The organism is Flavobacterium galactosi (assembly GCF_048158585.1).
In the GTDB taxonomy this organism is placed as follows: domain Bacteria; phylum Bacteroidota; class Bacteroidia; order Flavobacteriales; family Flavobacteriaceae; genus Flavobacterium; species Flavobacterium galactosi.
On the sequence record NZ_JBLNKV010000004.1, the window covers coordinates 436,183 to 458,347 of the forward strand.

Consider the following 22,165-nt stretch of genomic DNA (forward strand, 5'->3'; position numbering starts at 1 on the left):
TTTGCAGGCACAACTAATACACTAAAATGGCTCATTCTCATTTCATCATTCATAAGCCTTACGGGTATCTGAGTCAGTTTATTTACGAATTAAAAAGAAAAAAGAAACTTCTGGGCGAATTGCACGATTTCCCCAAAGGAACGATGGCAATAGGACGTCTTGACGAAGATTCTGAAGGATTATTGTTATTGACCACGGACGGGATGATGAGCGAAATCATTCGAAGTAAAAAAGTAGACAAGGAATATTATGTACAAGTCGATGGCATTATTCATCAGGAAGCCATTGAGCAACTGCAAAAAGGGGTCGAGATAGGTTTCAATGGCACGAAATACATTACGAAACGGTGTAAAGCTTTTTTAATTAATGAAATTCCTGCTTTTGGAACTAGAGGAAAAAAAATTCGTGATGAACGTCACGGTCCAACTTCTTGGGCTTCGATAACGGTGAATGAAGGGAAATTTCGCCAAGTCCGGAAAATGACTGCCGCTGTTGGTTTTCCAACGTTACGATTGGTTCGTGTTCGAATAGGAAACGTACACCTCAATGATTTACAGGCTGGAGAAGTTTTGGAAGTTGAAGATTTTCAAATAACCGAATAAACAAATAACCGATTAATCAAAAAGAAATGTTAAACATCGTTTTAGTAGAACCTGAAATCCCAAATAATACTGGAAATATTGGCCGATTGTGCGTAGGTACCGAAAGCCGTTTGCACTTAATTCATCCTTTTGGATTTGTCATTAATGATAAAAACCTAAAACGTTCCGGTTTGGATTATTGGGTGTATCTTGATGTTACTGAATATGAAAATGTAGCCGAATGGAAAGAACAGATTCCTGATTTGTCCCGAGTTTTCCTGATGAGTTCCCATGCCGAAAAATCGTATTTGGAGAATGATTTTCAGGATGGTGACTGGTTGGTTTTTGGGAAAGAAAGTAAAGGCTTGAGCGAAACGGTTTTAAACGAATTCCCCAATCATCTGACAATTCCAATGTCACCGTTAATTAGAAGTTTTAATATTGCAAATTCTGTCGCGTTTGTCATTGGCGAAGCAAAGAGACAAATCACTAATAAACGGTAAGTTGTAAATTTTGAATTGTAAAAAGTAAGGCGATTTTGTGGATGGAATTTCATATATTTGAGTAGGTCATTCTAGATCTAATTGTGTTTTTTCTCCTTTAAAACTTACTTTTATGATTGATAAAGTTATCCTTAGAAGTACCATTTTCAAACATTTAGATGGTTTGGTTACCGCTCCGGTTGCGTATGTTTTGTTTGAAAAAGGAGTGCTATCCTATATTCTTGACAAAAAAGAAGTCACACTTACGGAACTTACGGAATATTTTAAAGCCAATGAAGGCTATCTCAATGTGGGTTTGCGTGTTTTGTGTTCGCAAGGATTCTTGGATTATCATATCAATACTACCACAGACCAAATTAAATTCAGCATAAACAATAAAAGCGCGATTGCTTTTCCAATGTTCTATTTGTATGAAGATGTTCTTGATTTACTGCATTTCACGATGCAATTTCGTACACGATTATTAGACGATATACCATTCGCTCGATTGGGTTTAATTTTCGATTTGTATAAAAAAAAGTATGGAATTTCATTTTCGAATGATACGCTGACCAATGAAATTCAGCATCAGATTCTAACCCATATTGAAGGTTCTTTGGTTGGACCAATATTAGTAAGATTGGGTATGAGCGGCATGTTTCATAAATATTTTATGGAGATTTCTTTCCGCCCCGAAGAATTTCATAAATCTCCCGAAAATTTCAAAATGATTCTCGATTTCTTTGTTGATTTAGGTTGGTTTACCCAAAAAAAAGGGAATTATCAGTTTACGGAAAAGGGGTTGTTTTTTGCCAAAAGAGCTTCTGCTTATGGAGTGACGGTTTCCTATTTACCTACTTTCAGTAAAATGGAGGAATTGCTTTTTGGTAACCCAAATATACTCCGAACGGTGGCCGAAGGGGAAGATGAAATTCATGTGGACCGAGAAATGAATGTTTGGGGAAGCGGAGGAGCACATGATACTTATTTTAAAGTTGTAGATGAGATTATCATCAAATTATTCAATTTACCAATTGAAGATCAGCCGAAAGGAATTCTCGATATGGGTTGTGGCAATGGAGCATTTATAGAACATATTTATACTGTAATCGAAAGACAAACCCTCCGCGGAAAAATGCTGGATGATTATCCTTTATTTCTGGTTGGTGCCGATTACAATCAGGCAGCCTTGAAAGTAACCCGAGCCAATTTAATCAAAGCCGATATTTGGGCCAAAGTGATTTGGGGAGATATTGGGCAGCCCGATTTATTAGCCAATGACTTATTGGAAAATTATAACATTGATTTGAAAGATTTATTGAATGTGAGAACCTTCTTGGATCATAACAGAATTTGGGAAATGCCTCAACACGTTACTAAAGGCAGAGTAAGTCATTCTACAGGTGCATTTGCGCATAGAGGAGAGCGAATCAGTAATAGTTTAGTCGAAGATAATCTATTGGAACATTTGAATAAATGGTCGCCTTTCGTTAGGAAATTTGGGTTATTAATGATTGAATTGCATACCATTGCTCCAAATTTGACTGCTGCTAATTTAGGAAAAACAGCTGCTTCGGCTTATGATGCCACGCATGGTTTTTCGGATCAATACATCGTCGAAATTCCTGTTTTGCACAAAATCGCTGCTGAAGCGGGATTGTATCCAGACACTAATTTCTTCAGGAGATTTCCTGATTCTCCCATTGCAACAGTGAGTATAAATTTATTGAAAGGAAATGGATAGTACCATTTTGTATTGAAAAATTAAAAAGAAATAAAATGAGGAAGTTGATACGCTTCCTCATTTAGAATTAATTTCGGGCAACAAAATCACTTAATGTAACGTAAGTGTTTCCGCTCTCCGCATCGTGATAAATGTTATATTTCGTCGGATAATTTCCTGCTTTTTCAAAATGTTCCGGTTGAGAATAATTGGCACTAAAATCAACATCAGAAAGTAGATAATCTAAAGTAATCATTGGTTCCACAAAAATAAATTTACCATTATAAGAACCGTAAATCATAATTTTAGAAAATGGAAGATACGCTCCTAAGTTTATAGGTAGCCAGTGTTTTCCCATTTGGGGCTCAGCCGTTGCTGGACCAGGTGGAGTAAAATAATCTGCAGGCATGTAACCTATAGGAGGATAATTGTTGAAAGCAGCATCCGTTTCTGTTGACCATGCCGGTATTGCGAGTTGCTCTTGGGCAGAAATCATGTAAAAATGAATGTCAAAATGGGGTACATTAAAAACGCCAGCGGGTTCGTGACCATGAGGATTCCAGTTAAGCCCGATGTGATCAAAAGGAGTTAATTGAGTAGCTTTTAATTGCAATGGTACTACAATAGTTTCGCCATCTGGTGGGACAGATTTACTATTATCAGTATCCAGATTTTTAAAGGCTTCAGGAGTGATTTCAATTCCTATTTCGTAAGGATGACCATTTGAATCCACACTTATCCAGGAACGTACTTTTCCGTATCCAAGAGCTACCTGAGGTCCTTTAAATACCGTAAGTTTGGCAGCACTCGTTTTAGCCGTAAATGATGAGGATACGTTTTTTTGTAAATCAGCAGTAATCATTTCATCCTGACTGCAAGAAAAAAGCAAAAATAAGCACCCCAAAACGATAATTTTTTTTGGCAATGTAAACAAATTTTCCATAATTAAAATTTTAAAAGATTGTTTTTAATGCTGTAGATAAGTTAAGCTTTGGGGGAAAATAAAAAGAAGAACAAAAATACAATAAATATCATAACTACTTGATATTCAATTTATTTTTATTTTAAAATTAATTAAACGCTCTGTGTTAATTGGTTCGTGAATGATCTTCCAACTATTGTAAAATTTATAGATAGGAAGAAGGATAGTTTTTAGAAAACAGATTTTATAAAGTAGAATTTTGTTATAAAAACGTTGTGTTTCAGTAGGGTAATTACGGAAAAACTAAACAATCATGAATTTTCCTTTTTCAGCGTCAAAAACAATATGCTCGTCTTTGAATAAGGTATTAAAACTTCCTTTTGAAATAAAATTACAAGGCTCGTCTTGAAGCACTGTTTCAGGAGTCATAATAATCATTTCGTCACTCAATTGTATCGCCATATCAATATCATGAGTAGAAAATAAAATGCATTTTCCAGTTTCATGAGTAAGTTTTTTCAAAAGTTTGAATAAAGCCACCTTATGTAATAAATCCAAATGGGTAGTAGGTTCATCTAAAATTATTAACGGAGTATCCTGCGCCAAAGCTCGTGCAATCAATACTTTTTGTAATTGTCCGTCACTGATTTCATAATGCTTTTTTGTGGCTAAATGACTGATTTGCGTCAATGCCATCGCTTCATTAACTTTAACAATATCAATATCAGATAAAGTTCCCATCCAATTGGTGTAGGGCTGTCTTCCTAAAGCAATGAGTTCAAAAACTGTTAAGTTACTGGGAGGCAATTTTTCGGTTAAAACGATACTTAGGTTTTGGGCCAAGTCCAAAGATTCGTAATCACTGATTTTCTTTTCATTTAAAAATACAGCACCGGAAAGTGGTTTCTGGATTCCTGTTATCGTTTTTAAAAGCGTTGATTTTCCAATGCCATTCGCACCAATTAAAGCAATCAGTTTTCCTTTTTTTAAAGCAATAGAGATATCTGAAGCCACTACGATTTTCTCTTTTTTATGAAAATAGCCGATGCTGATTTGAGACGCTTGTAAGATGATTTTGTTTTCCATTAGGCAATCATTTTTCGTTTACTAACCAATAACCAGATGACCACAGGAGCACCAATTATGGAAGTCACCGCATTAATTGGCAAAGTAATCTCCAATCCTGGCAATTCTGAAAGTACATCACAAATAAGCATAATCGAAGCTCCTAAAAGTAACGTACTCCAATACAAAACCGAATGGTTGCTGGTTTGGAATACTAATTTTGCTATGTGTGGAACTGCCAGTCCTACAAAGGCAATTGGACCTGCATACGCGGTGATGCTTCCGGCTAAAATACTTGTTGCAAAAATAATAATTAATCGTGTTTTTTTGAAATTCAAACCTAAACTGCGAGCGTAATTTTCACCCAATAATAAGGCATTTAGCGGTTTGATACTAAACAGACTTAATAACAAACCAATCCCAACACAAACGGATAAAATTAATATGGATGACCAAGACAAATTACCTAAATTTCCCATAGACCAAAACGTGAATTTCTGCAATTGTTCCGCCGAACTAAAATACGTAAGAACACCTACTATTGCACTGGTAAAACTACCAAACATTAGCCCTACAATTAAGATGGCCATTGTATCGCGTAACCTTTGGGAAACCATCAAAACGGCGAGTAATACAACTGAGCTTCCTATAGTTGAGGCTAAAACCACTCCATAAGAGGATAATAAAATTGTACTTAAAAAAGGTGGAAGTAAGCTCGCTCCTAATATTACAAAAGCGACGCCTAAACTGGCACCGGAACTCAGTCCTAAAACATAAGGTCCTGCCAATGGATTCCGAAATAAAGTTTGCATCAGCAAACCACTGATTGATAATCCCATTCCTACGAGAATTGCCGTAATGGCTTTGGGTAACCGATAATTGATAATAATATATTCCCAAGTAAATTTACTCGCTTGACCACCCGTTAAACTCGTATAGACTTCTTTAAAAGGTATGGTGATGGAACCAAAACTAATGTTTACAAAAAACAATAGAACAAGCCCAAAAGTAAGCAAGAAAAATAGAATCGTATTTCGTTTTTGATATGCCAATTTAATTTAGTTTTTGTGCAAAAGTAAAAGTATAATTTGGAAGCAGTTCAGGATGGAAAATTTTAATGTAATCTTTCAATACTAAATCCGGTCTGCTTGGTGCTAATTCATAATAAATAGTTCCTCTTGTTGCACCTAATTTACTTTCAAAAGTATACACATTTTTAGATTTAGAAGCGTCAAACTGACTGTAATGCGGATTACTGTTTTCGAACTCACCAATACTTTTAAAAGAACCTGTTGCAATCCAATATTTCGCTGTTTTTGCTTTCTCTAATATTTTTTCAAAAGGCAAACTAAGACTTCCTGTTCCTTCCACATTTGCCCACAAATAATTTGCTTTGGCATCTTTCATAAATTGGGCTACCCAGCTATTTCCTCTTGCTACATACCATTGGTTTTGATACATAGATCCGTACAAAACGGTTGCTGTTGGTTGTTGGGTTGCAACCAATTGTATCGCGTCATTGTAATTTTTAACGATTTCATCAAAAAACGTTTTGGCTTCTTTTTCTTTTCCAAATAAAGCACCGTAAAGCTTAATCCATTCTGCTTTTCCAAGCGGAGTTTGTTCCATCCAGTCCGCTTGTATGAGTACATTAAGTCCGCTTTTTTGTAAATTATCAATCATTGGATTATTGTTGTCAACTCCAAAAGTTACGATTAAATTAGGCGCCAATTCAATGAGTTGCTCCATGTTTAATTTTTCGTTTTGTCCTATGTTTTTAACAGCGCCGGCATCAATTAGTTTTCTAGTTTTTTCAGAAGAAACATAATCGGTATGAGGGAAACCCACCAGTGATTTTTCAACTCCCAGCATTTCCAAAAAAGGAATATTGGTCGTTGAGGTAACGACGATTGATTCTAAAGGAACTGAAATTGTGGTGTATTTTTGTAGGCTATCAGGAATGCTGCCGTTTTTTTCTTTTAATATATAAGTGAAGTTTTTATTGGCTTCAGGCCAAGGATTGGAAACCGTCACTATTGTATATCCTTCGTAGGTATTAATAGAAAGTCCCGAGGAGTATTCGATTGCATTTTTTGAATTTGTGCTTTCTTTTACCTTTAAGGTTTCGCTTTTTTTACATCCAACTAAAGTTGAAAAAGAGAAAACAAAAAGGATTAATTTAAAGGTGAATTTCATGGTTTAATTTTTCGATAGCGACAAAGGTATACCAAATTTATAAAATTTCTTGTTTATTTTTAGCAGTAAAAAATTGAACAAATACTATCTTTACGAAATGAATAGCATTAAAGTCAAAAACTGTTCTACTTGCGGAACTCCTTTTAATTGTGGGGACACACCAGAAGGAAGTAAATGCTGGTGCAACAATTTTCCACCTATTTTTACTCCGTCAGAAGTGGTGGATTGCTTGTGTTCCAGTTGTTTTACAAACGCCTGCTCCACTAAAATTGACGAATATGTTGCCACACTATCTTCTGAAACTGCAACGGATAATAAAGCTAAAGATTTACCCAAAACGACTGATCTCATAGAAGGAATCGACTATTATTTAGAAAATGGGAACTATGTTTTCAAGGCTTGGTTTCATCTTAAAAGAGGACATTGTTGTACTAATGGATGTCGACATTGTCCGTATAAATAATTATAAATTATAAATTATCAATGATGAAAGATAATATTGTTAAAATCAAGAGTTTTGATTTTGCTGTACGAATAGTTAGATTATATCAATATCTATGTTGTGATAAAAAAGAGTTTGTGCTTTCAAAGCAGCTATTAAGATCTGGGACAAGCATTGGTGCTATGATTCGCGAAGCAGAACATGCAGAGAGCAAACAAGATTTTATTCACAAGTTTGCGATTGCACAAAAAGAAGCTAATGAGGTAGTTTATTGGTTAGAATTATTAAAAGCTACGGATTATTTGAATGAAAAAGAATATGAAAATATAAATAGCGATGCAATATCAATATTAAAACTTATAACAAGTATTATTAAAACGACTAAAGCAAAAGTTGATATCAAGAAATAAGTTATTCAATTAGCATAAAAGATGTTACAACAATTTACAATTAATAATTTACAATTAGAATGATATATTTAATAACTGGCGGCGAGCGCTCCGGTAAAAGTAGTTATGCCGAAAATTTAGCAAAAGAATTATCGGATAAACCAATGTATGTGGCTACAGCCCGAAAATGGGATGATGATTTCCAAAAGAGAATCGATCGCCATCAAAAAGATCGGGACGAACGATGGATTAATATCGAAAAAGAAAAACACTTGAGCGAAATTGATTTTTCGGAAAAAGTAGCTATCGTCGATTGTGTTACGCTTTGGTTAACGAACTTTTTTGTGGATACTAAAAATGATGTTTCCTTGTGTTTAGAACAAGCTAAAGCCGAATTTGATGCCATTGCCAATCAAGAAAATGCAACTATTATTATTGTAACCAATGAAATAGGGATGGGCGTTCATGCCGAAACGCATATTGGTAGAAAATTTACCGAACTGCAAGGTTGGATGAATCAATATATAGCTGCAACTGCCGATACCGTGGTACTTATGGTTTCTGGAATTCCTGTAACGATAAAAGAAAAAAAATGAAATAGCTATGATTTTACAATATTAAATTCAAAGAAAATATTGCCTCATAGCGTATTACATATTCAATTAAAAATCAATAAATAACTACATATGAATTTTGTAACTTCTTGGAGTGGCGGAAAAGACAGTTGTTATGCAATGATGCAAGCAGTTCAGCAAGGTTTTGTTCCAAAAGTGTTACTCAATATGATGAATGAAAACGGGAAAGTGTCTCGTTCTCATGGATTACCATTGTCTATATTGAATCAGCAAGCCCAAAAAATGGGATTACCTCTGGAAGGAATTCCCGCAACTTGGGGTGATTATGAAGCCAAGTTTATTGCAGTTTTGAAAATGCTAAAAGCCAAATATGATTTGGAAGCAGCCGTTTTTGGTGATATTGATTTGCAACCTCATAAAGATTGGGAAGATAAAGTATGTGCCGCAGCATTGCTAAAAGCAATTTTACCTTTGTGGCAACAAGACCGAATTATTTTGGTAAACCAAATGCTTGAAAACGGAATTGTAACGATGATTGTTTCTTGTAATACAACAATGGGTGAGAGCTATTTAGGTGAAATTTTGACGAAAGAATTAGCACAAGAATTACACGAAAAAGGAATAGATCCTTGTGGTGAAAATGGGGAGTTTCATACTTTGGTAATTAATTGTCCGTTATTTTCTGGAGCGATTGAACTTCCTGAATTTACTAGAATTACTTATGAAAATTATTGTTTCATCGTTTGGGAAGAATAACTTTTCAAAAACAAAAAAAGCAATGTCAATATCAATGTCAATATCAATGTCAAAAATCAATATCAAATCAATATCAAAGTAATGTTTTTCAAATTGATTTTTACAATTGTCATTGAATTTTGCCATTGAACTTTTAAATAAAAAAACATGACTTATTTAGATGAAATTTTAAAATCCCGTCGAGACACTCGTCATTTTACGGAGGATCAAGTACCGGATGCTGTTCTTGAAAAAGCACTGCAAGCTGGGCATTGGGCGCCTTCTGTGGGTTTGACGGATGCTACAAAATACTATCTGATCAGGTCGGCTGAAATAAAGAAAGCCATTAAAGATTTGTTTTTAGATTATGATGAAAAAGCTGTTGCTTTAACGGATAACGAACAACAAAAACTTGCGTACAAAGCCCTTAAGTTAGAAGCAATAGAAGAAGCACCACTGGGATTAGTGATTTGTTATGATCGTTCCGTTTTGAATAATTTTACGATTGGAACCGTTGGGAGTAATGAAGCAGTAAAGTTCAGTTCCGTTTGTGCGGCGCAAAATATTTGGCTATCCTTAACGGAGCAAGGCTATTCCATGGGATGGGTTTCCATATTGAATTACTATCAGTTCAAGCAATTATTAGGTTTGCCTGAAAATATGGAGCCATTGGGGTATTTTTGTGTGGGAAAACCGGCGACCAATTATGATAATCAGCCCATGTTGCAACAACTGAATTGGAAACAAAAACAAGAAATTCCATTAGTTGAGGAAATCACTGTTTTACATGAAAGTACAGTGGAGAAAGTGTTTTTTGATACTAAAAATGAAATAGATTCTGTTGCTTTTGCAAATGCGTTGCAACATAAAATCGATCAAAAAACCAAGCCAACGGGTTCATTAGGGATTTTAGAAGTGCTCGCTAAACAAATAGGGATGGTGTTTCAAACTTTAGAACCTAAAATTACAAAACCGAATATAGTTGTTTTTGCAGCCGATCACGGAATTGCAAATCACGGAGTAAGTGCCTATCCGCAAGATGTAACCAGACAGATGGTGAATAATTTTTTGATAGGTGGCGCGGCAATCAACGTATTTTGTGAACAAAATAAGATTCAATTAGCTATTGTGGATGCTGGGGTGAATTATGATTTTCCTATGAATACGGATTTGATTTCGGCTAAAATAGGGAAGGGAACACACTCTTTTTTGCATGGAGCCGCAATGAGTAAAACAGAAATGGAATTGTGTTTTATAAAAGGAAGCGAAATTGTTGCCACTATTGCAAAAAAGGGGAGTAATTGCATTGGTTTTGGTGAAATGGGCATTGGTAACACAGCTACAGCTTCGGTTTTAATGAGCATTATTTTAGAATTACCTATTCAAGATTGCGTAGGAAAAGGCACAGGTGTAAATGATGAAAAGTTGATTCAAAAAATTAATATCCTTAAAAAATGTATTGATAATTACGATGGTTCGGAAGATTTAGACAGTAAGTTAGCCTATTTCGGGGGATTCGAAATCATGCAAATGGTAGGTGGAATGCTTCAGGCAAAAGAAGCAAATATGTTGATTCTTGTTGATGGCTTTATTTGTAGTGTGGCTTTTTTAATTGCCTTTAAAAAGAATCCGTCCATTACTAAAAATGCTATTTTTTGCCATTCTTCTGCGGAGCAAGGACATCAAAAAATATTAGATTACCTTGGAGTTCGTTCCTTGTTGCAACTCGATTTACGATTAGGAGAAGGAACCGGTTGTGCGATTGCTTTTTCTATAATTGAATCGGCAGTTGCATTCTTGAATGAAATGGCCAGTTTTGAATCAGCAGGAGTTAATAGTCGAGAACTTTAGCTATAGGTTATTAATGAATTGATGAATTGGCTTTAGCCAAAATAATATAAAAAATGAAAAAAGAATTCCACATATTTTTTACAGCATTAATGTTTTACACTAGAATTCCATGTCCTGCAACTATCGATCATAATCCAGATTATTTAAATAAAGCATCCCGTTATTTTCCATTAATTGGTTGGATTGTAGGGAGTGTGGCTTTTGGGGTATATTGTGTTTTTAATTATTTAGTTGCGCCTGAAATTGCGGTAATCTTCTCTATGATTGCTTCCGTTTTAGTTACCGGAGCTTTTCATGAAGATGGTTTTGCTGATGTTTGTGATGGTTTTGGCGGCGGTTGGACCAAAGAAAAAATCCTGATAATTATGAAAGACAGCGCCATTGGTGCTTATGGCGCCATAGGTATAGTGCTGTTGTTAATACTTAAATTTCAAGGGTTGACTCAATTAATTGATGTCTCAGATAATCCTAAATTTATAATTTATAATTCACAATTAATAATTTTATTATTGCTTGTTTCAGGGCATTCCCTCAGTCGATTAGCAGCGATTTCAATTGTTTTTACCCATGAATATTCTCGGGAGGATGCTTCAAGCAAAAGCAAACCTATCGCACAAAGTTATTCTTGGAGAGAAGTGGTTGGAGCTTTCTTTTTTGGATTGCTTCCATTAGTTATTTTATCCTATTTTCAGTGGCAAATGCTGTTGGTTTTAATCCCTGTTTTTCTGACCCGATTTTTTATGGCGCGTTATTTTCAGAAATGGATTGACGGGTACACCGGGGATTGTTTGGGTGCAACCCAACAGGTTTGTGAAGTGGTTTTTTATCTATCAGTTATTGCATTATGGAAGTTTATTTAGTACGTCATACGGAAACGGTTTGCGAAAAAGGAATTTGTTATGGACAATCGGATGTGAAAATAATGGAGCCTTATGACGCTGTTTTTCACTCTGTTTTGAGCCAATTGCCTCAAGATGCACTACTGTATTCCAGTCCTTTGCTGCGTTGTGTGCTTTTGGCAAATTATATAAAAGACAATTCAGAAATTGCTGTTATTAATGAAGATTCCCGCTTAATGGAAATGAATTTTGGAGATTGGGAAATGAAAAATTGGGATGTAATTCCACCGGATGATTTCACACCTTGGATGACTGATTTTGTAAATGTTCGTGTACCCAATGGAGAGTCATTTACCGATTTACATGATCGAGTAGTTGATTTTATAAATAATGAACTTCCAGTAACCGATTCAAAACCAGTAATTATTGTGGCACATGCGGGAGTGATACGAAGTTTTTTATGTAAAATTTCGAAATTACCTTTAAAAGACGCTTTTCAGAATAAAGTAGATTTTGGGGCTGTAATTAAAATTGAATTATAAAATTCGCAATTATTTAGGTTATTAACTTAATATAATTTTATCTTTGCCGCCGTATTGAGGTTGAGGTTTGTTTTTTCAAACCACATTAAAAGGGAAGAGAGTGATTGAAAATTAACGATTTTTGATTTCAGATTTAAAAATCCGAAATCATTATTCAAAATTCAAAAATCTCACGCTGTACCCGCAACTGTAAGCTATCAAGCTTGTTGTTATCTACAAAACCACTGAGTTAGCTGAATTAATTTCAGTTTCTTGGGAAGGTAAACAACAAGACGCAAGCCAGGAGACCTGCCTATTACATCGAGTATCAAACTTTCGGGAAAAAAGGTTTGGGTATGGGTCATTCTGTGCTTTTCTCCCAATTTATTAAATTTTTACATTTTTAAAATGAACAAAAAATTCATTCGCTTTAGTGCGATTGCATTGTTATTTGCAATGAACACGTATGCACAAAACCAAGAGCCAAAACAACTTGATGAGGTTGTTGTTTCCGATTCGAAATTTGCATTGTCAAAAGAAAAATCTGGAAAAGTTATCGTCAAAATTACTGCTGAGGATTTAAAGAAAAAAGCAGGACAATCAGTAGCTTCGATTTTAAGTACAGTAGCAGGTGTTGAAATCAATGGAAATCAGAGCCGTAATGGTAAGGATTTGGGACTTTATATTCGTGGTGGAAGAAATCATCAGGTTTTAATTTTGATTGATGGAGTTCCCGTAACTGATGCTTCCGGGATTAGCTTATCGTATGATTTGAGATTGCTTCCGGTGGAGCAAATTGAAAGTATTGAGATTATGAAAGGCGCTTCAAGTACTTTATATGGTTCTGGAGCAGCGACCGGTGTTATTAATATTACACTAAAAAAAGTAGGAAAAAAGGCTATTGCAGGAAATGCATATATGAATATTGGTACACAAACAGTTGCTAAAAAAGCAAATTATAGTGTGCAAGAGTACAATCAGGGCTTTGCGGTAAACGGTGGTTTTGAAAAAGTAAATTATTTTGCCTCTTTGAATAGTACGGAGTCTACAGGGATTTCGGAAGCAAAACCATTAAATTCAAATACTAAATTTGAGAACGATGATTTTTCAAGAGTCAATTCTTTAGTAAAAATTGGCTTTACTCCAACTAAAAAATTATCATTTGATTTCTTTGCTAATTATGATCGAATGAAAAACCATTTTGATGCAGGTTCGTTTGCAGATGATCTAAAGAATTTCAGTCTTTCGGAGCAATTCAGAGTTGGTTTTTCTCCAAAATACAAATACAATAAAGGAGAACTGGTAATAAATACTAGTGCAAATGTAATCAACCGTGATATCTTTAGTTATGGATCTTTATTCCAGGCGAAATCAAGAAGTGTTGATGTTGATGCCTTTAATAAATACAAAATTTCATCTCAAATATTTGTGGTGACAGGGGCACAATTTCAATTTCACGAAATGTCAAATAAAAGTGAGTATGGGGAGATTACAGCCGAGATTGCAAAATTCAATATGATTGATCCTTATGCGACCGCAGTTTATAATTCTGATTTTGGATTAAATTTAAATGTTGGAGCACGGTATAATATGCACAGTAAATACGGAAATAATTTAGTTTATAATATTAATCCATCGTATAGTTTTTCAGAATCATTAAAAGTTTTGGCTTCTTATAGTACGGCATTTGTTGCTCCAAGTTTGTACCAATTGTACTCTCCGTATGGTGATTTGAATTTATCTCCTGAGAAAGATGCGACTGCCGAAGCTGGTTTTGAAGTAAGTTTGTTAAACAAAAAAATTGTTTTGAATGCAGTTGCTTTTCAAAGGGAAGAAAAAGATGCCATCGGGTTTGATTTGATGACTTATAAATACTTCAATGTTAATGGGAAAAATAAAGCAAAAGGTATTGAAACAATGATTTCGTATGCTTTTAATGATAACATAAAATTCAATGCAAATTATACCTTCACTGAATTAGAAAGACAATCTCGGATTCTAAATCCAAAACACAAAGTAAATGCTGCTGTTGATGTGCAAGCAACTCCACGTCTTGCTTTTAACGTAGCCTACCAGTTTGTGTCAGACCGATATTTAGAGTATACCACTTATCCGGCTCCTACGTATGACGCTGTTTTAAACTCCGAAATTTTGAAAGACTATCAAGTAGTAAATGCTAATACTCGGTATGAATTAATCAAAAACAGATTAAACATTTTTGCTACGGTTGATAATCTTCTTGATAAAGATTTTGTTGAAAGCAGAGGATTTAGCACTAGGGGAAGAAATTTTAAATTAGGTCTGAATTTCTTATTCTAAAAAATAAATAGAATTATTTTAGTTTTAGTACTTAAAGCCCGTTCCAGGATTTGGAGCGGGTTTTTTGTTTTTATTTCATTTCCGAAATGAATTCTGAAATGGATTTAGCAATTTTATTTTGCTCCTTATCATCAATCAAGTATTTTTTGTCATTCTCATTAGTTAAATAACCAAGTTCTACAATGACTGCCGGTACCTCTGATCTTTTAAGAATGTAGAAAGGACCCGTTTTTATGCCTGATAATTTCAAATTTGTATCCTTTGAAAATTTGTCATGCAGTCTCTGGGCAATTTCATTTGATTTTTCAAAAAACTCAGTTTCTTTTGCGACGTAAAATTCTAAGCCGGATGTTTTATTATTTAAGCTTGAATTTACGTGTAGCGATAAAACCAAATCAGGTTTGAGTTTGTTAATGAAATCAGTTCTTTCTTCATAAGATAAGAACGTATCATCTGATCTTGTAAGATGAATCACAACATTGCTATTTAAAGACTTAATTTTGTTAGTGACTTGTTCTACGATTTGCTTTTCAGTAATGGAATTTGAGATGACTCCGTAATCATTTCCACCATGACTTGCATCAATAACTATATTTATTTTTTTTGGCTCTAATGGTTTAGAGCTAATAAACAAAAAAGAAGCAATTGGGATTAAGAACAAGAATGCTTTAGTTGTGTTTTTCATTTGATTTATATTTAAAATGCTGACTATTAGATATTAACTTGAAAAACATCGTTTTAGTATATATTTTATTTCAAAGCTTTCAAAAGACCTTCGGGTGCTTTCTCAAGGTACATTTGGTTTTGCAGTCCATTTATAGATTTTGCGTCCTTAAAATATTCAAAACCTTTCTCTGGGTTTTGTTTCAGCATTTTAGCTGTTCCGGTGATTTTCCCAATCGCAGTACTCAATAAAGGCTCTGTGGTATCGCCAAGAACTCCATAAGTACTCACGGTTTCTTTTAACAAGTAATTCGGTTGTAATCCATTAAAGTAATCACCAAAACCAACTGAATTTACTATTTTTAATACAATTGGCTGCATTGCATATCTGTGGTTGGGGTTTCTGTTTGCTTTGCCAAAAGTAGGGGAATCATATAAGGTAACAGATCCAACATTTTTTCCGGTTGTCACATCACCAATTTGTACAACAGTAATGTGAGGCTTTAGACCGTTAATTACCAATTCACTTGCTGATGCAGTACTATGAGTAGTCAATATATAAACTTTAGTCAAGTTTAGACTATTGATTGCTGTCGTCCCAATTTTGTCAGTGAAGTTGTTTTTTAATGATTCAGGACTATTCGTTTCAAAATAGCTATTGATTTTGGCATTCCATTGTTGTTTTGCGAATACCTGCCCCGTAAATTGTCCCGTTATCATACTTGCCAATCGTGTTGCTGTAAGAACAGAACCACCGCCATTGTAACGTAGATCTAATACCAAATCAGTTATTCCTTGTGATTTTAAAAAAGCAAAAGTATCATTCAATTGCGTATCATAATCCGCATAAAAACCATTGTACATTAAATAGCCTATTTTATGGGAACCGGACGTTATTACTTTGTTGATTAAAATTGGATTTTCGGCTAAAACTGTTTTTGTCAATGCCACTGATTTTCCATTTGAAACAACTGTCGTACCATTGTAGTCCGCCATATTTAAGGTGTAACTATCAGCGGCTAATAGTGCTTGGTAATTGCTTATGGTAAGTTGTGTTCCGTTTACAGCAGTAAAAAAATCGCCACGCTTGATGCTTTTGGTAGAAGCATCAGAATTTGCAATAATATAACGAACATATCCAAATATTTCAGTGGTACTTCCGGGCTTATAACTTAAACCAAAATCGATACCGTCATTTTTTGTGGTACCTTGAAGCGCTCCTTCCAGTTCTAAATAATCGTCTACAATCCAACTGAATCGATCAATGGTTTTGTCGACTCTCAAGGCGTCAAATAAATTTTCGGGAACTGGATATCCTTTCAAAAAAGCATTTAATTCTATTTGATTTGCAAATCGGTCATCAGCTAAGTTGGGTACATCAGCTTGCCATAAATAATATTGATTTAATCCTTTCCAGATAAAATCCTGAATATCTAAGTTTACAGGTGCGGCTACATCGTCATTGTCTTGACAACTTTGGAAAGTAAAAACAGATAGAAGTAATAAAAGCGAAAATAGGTATGTTTTTTTCATGTTTTGGGATGCAATATCTTTTATAAACGTAAAAATAGTAACTTTAGTTTTTATTTTATGTTTTTTTTGTAACAAAAAGAAACTTGAGTCGTCTTGATTGTATAACCGCTTTAATAAATACTCCTTTATGAACCAAAATGAGTTTGTGCAGCTGATCTCACCATTCAAGGACAAAGTCTTTCGGCTGGCAAAGCGACTGCTCATCAGTACAGAAGAGGCGGAAGATGCGACTCAGGAAGTTTGGGTTAAATTATGGAGTAAAAATAAAAATTTAGAAGGTTTTAATAGTGTCGAAGCTTTTGCAATGACACTGACAAAAAATTATTGTTTGGATCAGTTGAAATCAAAAAGAGCGGGAAATATCAAAATCGTTCACAATAATTTTACCGATTGCCAGCCTAGTTTGGATAAAAAAACAGAAGACATTGACAGTTTGAACTGGGTTGAAAAAATAATAAACCAGTTGCCGGAACAGCAACGGTTAGTAATACAAATGCGGGACATAGAGCAATATGAATTTGCAGCAATTGCGGAAATAATGAATATGAATGAGACAGCAATCAGGGTAGCGCTTTCAAGAGCAAGGAAAACGATAAGAGAAAGCATGACAAAAACACACAGCTATGGAATTAAATAAAATAGAAATACTTTTAGAAAAATACTTTCAGGGAGAAACCTGTATTGCCGAAGAAAATGAATTACGTAATTATTTTTCTTCGCCGGATGTTGCGCAGCATTTGGAACAATACAAGCCTATGTTTGTTTATTTTCCGCTCGCAAAGGAGCAAATGTTACAGCAAGAAATTCCACTACTCCCAATCCCGAAATTTCGGAACGAGGATAAGAAAAGGTATGTAGTATGGGTATCTATTGCGGCTTCGGTAGTTGTTTTGCTGGGAATTGGGATGTATGTGTTTTATAATTATGATAATGCAAATGGGAAACAGGATTTAGGAACTTATGATAATCCTGAAGTTGCTCTCAAAGAAACTCAAAAAGCATTGGCATTATTATCGAATCATGTAAACGTTGGCATAGAAAGTGTATATTACATTAAAGAATACCAAGATTCAAAAGAATTAATTTTTAAACAATAATAACTATAAAAAAATGAAGAAGTTTTTAATAACAGTAGTAGCAGTATTAGTTTCAAGTCCATTTTTCGCGCAAGCGGCCTTCGATAAATTCGACGGACAAGACGATGTTACCTCAATCATAGTCAACAAAAAAATGTTTGACTTGATGAGTAAAGTAAAAGTGGATGCTTCCGATAGAGAAACGCAGCAATACCTGAATTTAATAAAAAAATTAGACAACTTAAAAGTCTTTACTACAAAAAGTACCAGAGTGGAAGGCGAAATGAAAGTTGCCGCTGATAAGTACATAAAAACCGCAGGTCTTGAAGAATTAATGCGTGTAAATGACAGCGGAAAAAACATCAAGATTTTAGTAAAATCAGGGGCGAAAGATTCTCAAATAAGAGAGTTGTTAATGTTTATTGAGGGTGCTAAAAATGACGATACGGTTTTAATGTCGTTAACAGGTGATTTTGATTTGAGTGAGATTTCTATTCTTACGGACAAAATGAGAATTCCTGGAGGTGATGATTTGAAGAAAGCAACAAAAGGTAAAAAGTAAAATGAAACCTATTTATAGTATTGCACTGCTTTTTAGTTTGTTTTTATTCAGTTGCAATTCAGAACCAACGTTGCAGAAATACTTTGTTGAAAACACAGAAAACAAAAATTTTGTGGCTTTGGATGTTTCTCCGGAAATATTGAATGTGGATCAAACGAAATTGTCATTGGAACAAAAAACAGCTTTGCAATCTTTTGATAAGATGAATGTTCTGGCTTTTAAATTAGATGGTAAAAATAAAGCGCAATTTGAAGTGGAGCGTGCTAAAGTCAATTTGATTCTTAGGGATAAAAAGTACCAGCAACTCATGAAGTTTGGGTCCGGAAAAGAAGGTGCTTCGGTAAGTTATGTTGGTTCTGATGATCATATTGAAGAGTTCGTTTTTTTTGCTAATAAAAAAGAAACTGGTTTTGCCATTGTTCGTGTTTTAGGGAAAGATATGAATCCAACAAATATTATGACCATGATCAGCGTCTTGCGACAATCAAATGTCGATTTAGAGCAGTTGAAGCCTTTGCAGCAGTTAATGAAATAAAAGTATTCTTAAACAATAAAAAAAGCGTTTTGATAGTATGTCAAGACGCTTTTTTATATTTTAAATTAAGATTTTATTCTTATTAATGTCAGCATATTCAAAAATTAATTTAGGTCATTTTGTTACCGCTATACATTTCCTCTGAAAAATATTCGGCATCTTCATCAGTTATAAATAGAACTAATACAACTTCTTTAGGGCAATATGCTGATATACCTGTAGGTAATTATACAGGAGTTCCTAATATCGATATTTCATTATTTGATGTAAAATCTGGGAAAATAGAATTGCCAATAAGGAAGTTTAGTTGGTTTAGGTTGGGCATTAAATGCAAGGAGGAGTAATTACAAGACAGGTAAGAGGCTTTGATGATTTTCTATTTAATGGATACATTAATAGACCAGTTCCCCCATCAACTGAAGCTAATTTGCCTGATTGCTCAGGAAATAATTTTCCAATATATATGAATACATACTATCCTTATTTGGATTCTGATAATTTAGCAACTAGAATTGACGGTGAGCCCGATATATTTTATGGGATGATATTATTATAGTAGAAAAGGTAGTGTTGTTAAAAATTGGGATATCATCAATTCAGCACTCATAAAGGTTATGATTTTGAAATAATTGGGTTTTGCTGAAAACTAGATATTAAAAACACCCTGAAAAAGAGTGTTTTTAAAAATGGTTGCACGTAAGTTGCACCAAATGTCCGTAAAGCCTAGTAAACAGGCTTTAAAAGTGACCTTGCCGGGACAATTTTAGAACCTTTTTTTAGCTGATTTGATAAAATTGAGTAGAACGTACTATTGAATTAGGAATGTTAGGTTTGTAATTATTATGATTTGAATATCTAAAACATGTAGAATGAATATATTTCGGAGACTCTAATGAGAACTTAATAATGATTTCGGTTTTTACGTAATCTCTGTATAAATAGGTTATATCTGACAAGGAATAGCAACTTGAAAAGCGTTTCATCTGTCAGACATCCTTCAGAGTGCAATTTTTACGGACTGAGCATACTTGAATAGTACACTACTTTGGGCTTTTGCCTGAGGTTTCATCCATCTTCTTCGGACAATACTAATGAAACGATGAATGTAAAAATCAGAATTAAGATTGGTTCAAGTGTCTTTAATACTACACTTTCGAACAATGCTACTGCAACAGAATTTAAAGCAATGCTGCCGATGACAATTAACATGAGCGATTTGAATAGAAATGAAAAGTTTTATGATTTCGCCAATGCTTTAACAACCAATGCATCTAATTCTTCTATTATACAAACAGGAGATTTAATGCTCTATGGAAATAGAACATTAGTGCTTTTTTACAAAACATTTTCTACCTTATATAGTTATACTAGGTTGGGTCGCATTGATGATACAACAAGATTAACTGAGGCACTGGGTAATGGAGATGTTAGTATAACTTTTGAACTACAATAGAAAATAATATAAGAATATTAGATTTTTTTAAAGAATTATGATTCATAAGCTTCAAATCTTGAAGTAAAAGTTTAGAATTTTGTCTTATGAGATTTGAAACTTGGCAATTAATAATAATTGTTCGTGCTGTCCGTATTAACGAATTGAAGTTTCATTTTCCAATTGCTTTTTTCCCCATTCATGTACATGCTCTATAAACGCTATTAATTCCAGACTTGTGTCACCAAGTGAATATTCTACTTTTGATGGAACGTTGTGATACATTTTCCGGATGATTAATTTATCATCTTCCGGTTCTCTTAGGGATTTGGTGAGCATTTTAGTTGTGATACATGGCAGCATTCAAACCATTTCCATTTTTTAGGTTTGATTATCTTAATTAATAGTTTGAATTCAGTAATTTTCTATACATCAGTTGGATTAATTTTATAAATTAAAACTTATTCTAAGCTATTTATACTTAATTTTGAGTAAACGATAAATTAATTTAAAAATGATTAAATTAAATGTAAACAATAAATCCTATGATTGTGATATTAGTAATGACATGCCGCTGCTTTGGGCTTTACGTGATATTCTTCAATTAACAGGTACAAAATATGGGTGTGGTGTGGCGCAATGTGGTGCCTGTGTTGTGCATCTTGATGGAGAAGCTGTGCGTTCTTGTGTTACGAAAGTCAGTCGAGCTGAAGGTAAAAAGATTACTACAATCGAAGGATTATCCTTAAATAATGACCATCCTTTACAACAGGCATGGCAGAATATAGACGTTCCGCAGTGTGGTTATTGTCATTCAGGACAAATAATGTCGGCAGCAGTACTACTTCGAGAAAATAAGAACCCTACCGATGAAGATATAGATAACGCAATGTCAGGTAATATTTGCCGTTGTGGGACGTATCCTAGAATTCGAAAAGCGATACACATAGCGGCCGAAATACAACGCAATTCTGAAAACAAATCCTAGTAGATAATAAAGATTATAAATTCATACAACTTTTGAATAATTCACTATGATGAAAAATTGGTATTCACAAAAGATGACAAATATTGTTAGAAATAGAGCTGTAAAAATTGCTGCTTTGTTCTTAATGCTGATTTCAATAGTCGCATTTAGTTTTAGTAAAAGATACTATTCGAATGATGCATACACAACTATTGCAAAATCAATTGTAAAGAAGGATAGTTTAGTCTCTGTAAAAGCTTTTGAGAAAGTTTATTCTGTGCTTATGAGTCCAAGGTGTGTCAATTGCCATCCGATAGGAGATATTCCGCTTCAGGGTGATGACAGTCATATTCATAAGATGTTTCCTAAAAGAGGAGTAGACGGTAAGGGGCTTTATGCCATGAAGTGTGCTAATTGTCATCAGCTAGAGAATACATCTGGACCACATGCGCCTCCAGGAAACCCAGACTGGCATTTGCCTCCAGCTAATATGAAAATGATTTTTGAGGGAAGATCTGCTCATGCTCTTGCCAAGCAGCTTGTAGATCGAAAACAAAATGGGAATAAAAGTATGAAGCAACTTCTAGCTCACGCTGATGATGGACTAGTACTCTCGGGATGGAAACCAGCAGAAGGACATTCAGAGCCTCCACTGAGTCACAGCGAATTTAAGAAAGCTTGGATTACCTGGATTAAAAACGGTGCCTATGCACCAGCTAAATAACAATGAAAGTTACACTCAAATACTGAAAAAATC

27 protein-coding genes and 1 riboswitch are annotated in these 22,165 nt (G+C 34.4%); of the genes, 19 read left to right on the forward strand and 8 right to left on the reverse strand.

The annotated features are described in order from the left end of the window. Window positions 1-26 precede the first annotated feature (26 nt). The 3 genes from ACM55M_RS11125 to ACM55M_RS11135 all read left to right on the forward strand — a co-directional run bounded on the left by ACM55M_RS11125 (window position 27) and on the right by ACM55M_RS11135 (window position 2,807). Complete coding sequence (locus ACM55M_RS11125) at window positions 27-602, forward strand: pseudouridine synthase (protein WP_416857706.1); 576 nt, start codon at window positions 27-29, stop codon at window positions 600-602. Between the two features lie 26 nt (window positions 603-628). After that, window positions 629-1,084, forward strand: coding sequence for a tRNA (cytidine(34)-2'-O)-methyltransferase (locus ACM55M_RS11130; protein WP_416857708.1), 456 nt, complete (start codon window positions 629-631; stop codon window positions 1,082-1,084). Window positions 1,085-1,196: 112 nt separating this feature from the next. Beyond that, window positions 1,197-2,807 carry a class I SAM-dependent methyltransferase gene (locus ACM55M_RS11135; RefSeq protein WP_416857709.1) on the forward strand — a complete coding sequence of 537 codons (1,611 nt, stop codon included), beginning with the start codon at window positions 1,197-1,199 and terminating at the stop codon, window positions 2,805-2,807. A 67-nt stretch (window positions 2,808-2,874) separates the two neighbouring features. Here ACM55M_RS11135 and ACM55M_RS11140 read toward each other — a convergent pair whose 3' ends face one another. The 5 genes from ACM55M_RS11140 to ACM55M_RS11160 form a co-directional block, all read right to left on the reverse strand. Further along, entirely contained in the window at window positions 2,875-3,729 is an 855-nt protein-coding gene (locus ACM55M_RS11140; RefSeq protein ID WP_416857710.1) for a hypothetical protein, read from the reverse strand. 282 nt (window positions 3,730-4,011) lie between these two features. Beyond that, entirely contained in the window at window positions 4,012-4,794 is a 783-nt protein-coding gene (locus ACM55M_RS11145) for an ABC transporter ATP-binding protein (protein ID WP_416857711.1), read from the reverse strand. After that, window positions 4,794-5,825, reverse strand: a complete 1,032-nt coding sequence (locus ACM55M_RS11150; protein WP_416857713.1) for an iron chelate uptake ABC transporter family permease subunit — start codon at window positions 5,823-5,825, stop codon at window positions 4,794-4,796. The genes ACM55M_RS11145 and ACM55M_RS11150 overlap by 1 nt, the downstream gene beginning before the upstream one ends. Window position 5,826: 1 nt before the next feature. Beyond that, window positions 5,827-6,969 (reverse strand): ABC transporter substrate-binding protein, encoded by a 1,143-nt coding sequence (locus ACM55M_RS11155; protein WP_416857714.1) that lies wholly within the window; start codon window positions 6,967-6,969, stop codon window positions 5,827-5,829. A 90-nt stretch (window positions 6,970-7,059) separates the two neighbouring features. After that, a complete protein-coding gene (locus ACM55M_RS11160; protein WP_416857784.1) occupies window positions 7,060-7,320 on the reverse strand; it encodes a hypothetical protein in 261 nt (86 codons plus the stop codon). A 7-nt stretch (window positions 7,321-7,327) separates the two neighbouring features. Between ACM55M_RS11160 and ACM55M_RS11165 the strand changes: the two genes are divergently transcribed. From ACM55M_RS11165 to ACM55M_RS11200, 8 genes are all read left to right on the forward strand, one after another. Further along, window positions 7,328-7,432, forward strand: coding sequence for a DUF5522 domain-containing protein (locus ACM55M_RS11165; RefSeq protein WP_416843205.1), 105 nt, complete (start codon window positions 7,328-7,330; stop codon window positions 7,430-7,432). Between the two features lie 23 nt (window positions 7,433-7,455). Next, window positions 7,456-7,821: a four helix bundle protein gene (locus ACM55M_RS11170; protein WP_416857783.1), complete on the forward strand. Its 366-nt coding sequence runs from the start codon at window positions 7,456-7,458 to the stop codon at window positions 7,819-7,821. 59 nt (window positions 7,822-7,880) lie between these two features. Continuing rightward, window positions 7,881-8,396 carry a bifunctional adenosylcobinamide kinase/adenosylcobinamide-phosphate guanylyltransferase gene (gene cobU / locus ACM55M_RS11175; protein ID WP_416857716.1) on the forward strand — a complete coding sequence of 172 codons (516 nt, stop codon included), beginning with the start codon at window positions 7,881-7,883 and terminating at the stop codon, window positions 8,394-8,396. Window positions 8,397-8,486: 90 nt separating this feature from the next. Beyond that, window positions 8,487-9,131: a Dph6-related ATP pyrophosphatase gene (locus tag ACM55M_RS11180; RefSeq protein WP_416857717.1), complete on the forward strand. Its 645-nt coding sequence runs from the start codon at window positions 8,487-8,489 to the stop codon at window positions 9,129-9,131. Window positions 9,132-9,278: 147 nt separating this feature from the next. Continuing rightward, window positions 9,279-10,961, forward strand: coding sequence for a nicotinate-nucleotide--dimethylbenzimidazole phosphoribosyltransferase (gene cobT, locus ACM55M_RS11185; RefSeq protein WP_416857719.1), 1,683 nt, complete (start codon window positions 9,279-9,281; stop codon window positions 10,959-10,961). 53 nt (window positions 10,962-11,014) lie between these two features. After that, entirely contained in the window at window positions 11,015-11,821 is an 807-nt protein-coding gene (locus ACM55M_RS11190) for an adenosylcobinamide-GDP ribazoletransferase (protein WP_416857721.1), read from the forward strand. Then, complete coding sequence (cobC, locus tag ACM55M_RS11195; RefSeq protein WP_416857723.1) at window positions 11,806-12,342, forward strand: alpha-ribazole phosphatase; 537 nt, start codon at window positions 11,806-11,808, stop codon at window positions 12,340-12,342. Before ACM55M_RS11190 ends, cobC begins: the two co-directional genes overlap by 16 nt. Window positions 12,343-12,388: 46 nt before the next feature. Next, window positions 12,389-12,653: riboswitch (cobalamin riboswitch) on the forward strand. Between the two features lie 76 nt (window positions 12,654-12,729). Continuing rightward, window positions 12,730-14,640 (forward strand): TonB-dependent receptor plug domain-containing protein, encoded by a 1,911-nt coding sequence (locus ACM55M_RS11200; RefSeq protein WP_416857725.1) that lies wholly within the window; start codon window positions 12,730-12,732, stop codon window positions 14,638-14,640. 70 nt (window positions 14,641-14,710) lie between these two features. Here ACM55M_RS11200 and ACM55M_RS11205 read toward each other — a convergent pair whose 3' ends face one another. Both ACM55M_RS11205 and ACM55M_RS11210 read right to left on the reverse strand, forming a co-directional pair. Continuing rightward, a complete protein-coding gene (locus ACM55M_RS11205) occupies window positions 14,711-15,325 on the reverse strand; it encodes an N-acetylmuramoyl-L-alanine amidase family protein (protein ID WP_416857726.1) in 615 nt (204 codons plus the stop codon). A gap of 65 nt (window positions 15,326-15,390) precedes the next feature. After that, on the reverse strand, window positions 15,391-16,836 hold the full coding sequence (locus ACM55M_RS11210; RefSeq protein WP_416857727.1) for a S41 family peptidase: 1,446 nt from the start codon (window positions 16,834-16,836) through the stop codon (window positions 15,391-15,393). Between the two features lie 127 nt (window positions 16,837-16,963). Between ACM55M_RS11210 and ACM55M_RS11215 the strand changes: the two genes are divergently transcribed. From ACM55M_RS11215 to ACM55M_RS11240, 6 genes are all read left to right on the forward strand, one after another. Next, window positions 16,964-17,473: an RNA polymerase sigma factor gene (locus ACM55M_RS11215; protein ID WP_416857729.1), complete on the forward strand. Its 510-nt coding sequence runs from the start codon at window positions 16,964-16,966 to the stop codon at window positions 17,471-17,473. After that, window positions 17,460-17,933, forward strand: coding sequence for a hypothetical protein (locus ACM55M_RS11220; RefSeq protein ID WP_416857730.1), 474 nt, complete (start codon window positions 17,460-17,462; stop codon window positions 17,931-17,933). The genes ACM55M_RS11215 and ACM55M_RS11220 overlap by 14 nt, the downstream gene beginning before the upstream one ends. 13 nt (window positions 17,934-17,946) lie before the next feature. Further along, window positions 17,947-18,474 carry a DUF4252 domain-containing protein gene (locus tag ACM55M_RS11225; RefSeq protein ID WP_416857731.1) on the forward strand — a complete coding sequence of 176 codons (528 nt, stop codon included), beginning with the start codon at window positions 17,947-17,949 and terminating at the stop codon, window positions 18,472-18,474. A 1-nt stretch (window position 18,475) separates the two neighbouring features. After that, window positions 18,476-19,009: a DUF4252 domain-containing protein gene (locus ACM55M_RS11230; RefSeq protein ID WP_416857732.1), complete on the forward strand. Its 534-nt coding sequence runs from the start codon at window positions 18,476-18,478 to the stop codon at window positions 19,007-19,009. Between the two features lie 119 nt (window positions 19,010-19,128). Next, a complete protein-coding gene (locus ACM55M_RS11235) occupies window positions 19,129-19,353 on the forward strand; it encodes a hypothetical protein (RefSeq protein ID WP_416857733.1) in 225 nt (74 codons plus the stop codon). Between the two features lie 755 nt (window positions 19,354-20,108). Beyond that, on the forward strand, window positions 20,109-20,462 hold the full coding sequence (locus ACM55M_RS11240; RefSeq protein WP_416857734.1) for a cyclophilin-like fold protein: 354 nt from the start codon (window positions 20,109-20,111) through the stop codon (window positions 20,460-20,462). Between the two features lie 135 nt (window positions 20,463-20,597). Here ACM55M_RS11240 and ACM55M_RS11245 read toward each other — a convergent pair whose 3' ends face one another. Further along, a complete protein-coding gene (locus ACM55M_RS11245; protein WP_416857735.1) occupies window positions 20,598-20,804 on the reverse strand; it encodes a winged helix-turn-helix transcriptional regulator in 207 nt (68 codons plus the stop codon). Window positions 20,805-20,955: 151 nt separating this feature from the next. Between ACM55M_RS11245 and ACM55M_RS11250 the strand changes: the two genes are divergently transcribed. Both ACM55M_RS11250 and ACM55M_RS11255 read left to right on the forward strand, forming a co-directional pair. Further along, the gene (locus ACM55M_RS11250; protein WP_416849983.1) at window positions 20,956-21,429 is read left to right on the forward strand and encodes a (2Fe-2S)-binding protein; all 474 of its coding nucleotides are present in this window, start codon (window positions 20,956-20,958) and stop codon (window positions 21,427-21,429) included. 262 nt (window positions 21,430-21,691) lie between these two features. After that, window positions 21,692-22,132: a c-type cytochrome gene (locus ACM55M_RS11255; RefSeq protein ID WP_416849982.1), complete on the forward strand. Its 441-nt coding sequence runs from the start codon at window positions 21,692-21,694 to the stop codon at window positions 22,130-22,132. The last annotated feature ends 33 nt before the right edge of the window (window positions 22,133-22,165 follow it).

Bases quoted from the DNA above. Each gene is read 5' to 3' on its own strand.
- ACM55M_RS11125 (WP_416857706.1), top strand. From the start codon at position 27: ATGGCTCATTCTCATTTCATCATTCATAAGCCTTACGGGTATCTGAGT.
- ACM55M_RS11130 (WP_416857708.1), top strand. From the start codon at position 629: ATGTTAAACATCGTTTTAGTAGAACCTGAAATCCCAAATAATACTGGA.
- ACM55M_RS11135 (WP_416857709.1), top strand. From the start codon at position 1,197: ATGATTGATAAAGTTATCCTTAGAAGTACCATTTTCAAACATTTAGAT.
- ACM55M_RS11140 (WP_416857710.1), bottom strand. From the start codon at position 3,729: ATGGAAAATTTGTTTACATTGCCAAAAAAAATTATCGTTTTGGGGTGC.
- ACM55M_RS11145 (WP_416857711.1), bottom strand. From the start codon at position 4,794: ATGGAAAACAAAATCATCTTACAAGCGTCTCAAATCAGCATCGGCTAT.
- ACM55M_RS11155 (WP_416857714.1), bottom strand. From the start codon at position 6,969: ATGAAATTCACCTTTAAATTAATCCTTTTTGTTTTCTCTTTTTCAACT.
- ACM55M_RS11160 (WP_416857784.1), bottom strand. From the start codon at position 7,320: ATGAGATCAGTCGTTTTGGGTAAATCTTTAGCTTTATTATCCGTTGCA.
- ACM55M_RS11170 (WP_416857783.1), top strand. From the start codon at position 7,456: ATGAAAGATAATATTGTTAAAATCAAGAGTTTTGATTTTGCTGTACGA.
- cobU (WP_416857716.1), top strand. From the start codon at position 7,881: ATGATATATTTAATAACTGGCGGCGAGCGCTCCGGTAAAAGTAGTTAT.
- ACM55M_RS11180 (WP_416857717.1), top strand. From the start codon at position 8,487: ATGAATTTTGTAACTTCTTGGAGTGGCGGAAAAGACAGTTGTTATGCA.
- cobT (WP_416857719.1), top strand. From the start codon at position 9,279: ATGACTTATTTAGATGAAATTTTAAAATCCCGTCGAGACACTCGTCAT.
- ACM55M_RS11190 (WP_416857721.1), top strand. From the start codon at position 11,015: ATGAAAAAAGAATTCCACATATTTTTTACAGCATTAATGTTTTACACT.
- cobC (WP_416857723.1), top strand. From the start codon at position 11,806: ATGGAAGTTTATTTAGTACGTCATACGGAAACGGTTTGCGAAAAAGGA.
- ACM55M_RS11200 (WP_416857725.1), top strand. From the start codon at position 12,730: ATGAACAAAAAATTCATTCGCTTTAGTGCGATTGCATTGTTATTTGCA.
- ACM55M_RS11205 (WP_416857726.1), bottom strand. From the start codon at position 15,325: ATGAAAAACACAACTAAAGCATTCTTGTTCTTAATCCCAATTGCTTCT.
- ACM55M_RS11210 (WP_416857727.1), bottom strand. From the start codon at position 16,836: ATGAAAAAAACATACCTATTTTCGCTTTTATTACTTCTATCTGTTTTT.
- ACM55M_RS11215 (WP_416857729.1), top strand. From the start codon at position 16,964: ATGAACCAAAATGAGTTTGTGCAGCTGATCTCACCATTCAAGGACAAA.
- ACM55M_RS11220 (WP_416857730.1), top strand. From the start codon at position 17,460: ATGGAATTAAATAAAATAGAAATACTTTTAGAAAAATACTTTCAGGGA.
- ACM55M_RS11225 (WP_416857731.1), top strand. From the start codon at position 17,947: ATGAAGAAGTTTTTAATAACAGTAGTAGCAGTATTAGTTTCAAGTCCA.
- ACM55M_RS11230 (WP_416857732.1), top strand. From the start codon at position 18,476: ATGAAACCTATTTATAGTATTGCACTGCTTTTTAGTTTGTTTTTATTC.
- ACM55M_RS11240 (WP_416857734.1), top strand. From the start codon at position 20,109: ATGAATGTAAAAATCAGAATTAAGATTGGTTCAAGTGTCTTTAATACT.
- ACM55M_RS11245 (WP_416857735.1), bottom strand. From the start codon at position 20,804: ATGCTGCCATGTATCACAACTAAAATGCTCACCAAATCCCTAAGAGAA.
- ACM55M_RS11250 (WP_416849983.1), top strand. From the start codon at position 20,956: ATGATTAAATTAAATGTAAACAATAAATCCTATGATTGTGATATTAGT.
- ACM55M_RS11255 (WP_416849982.1), top strand. From the start codon at position 21,692: ATGAGTCCAAGGTGTGTCAATTGCCATCCGATAGGAGATATTCCGCTT.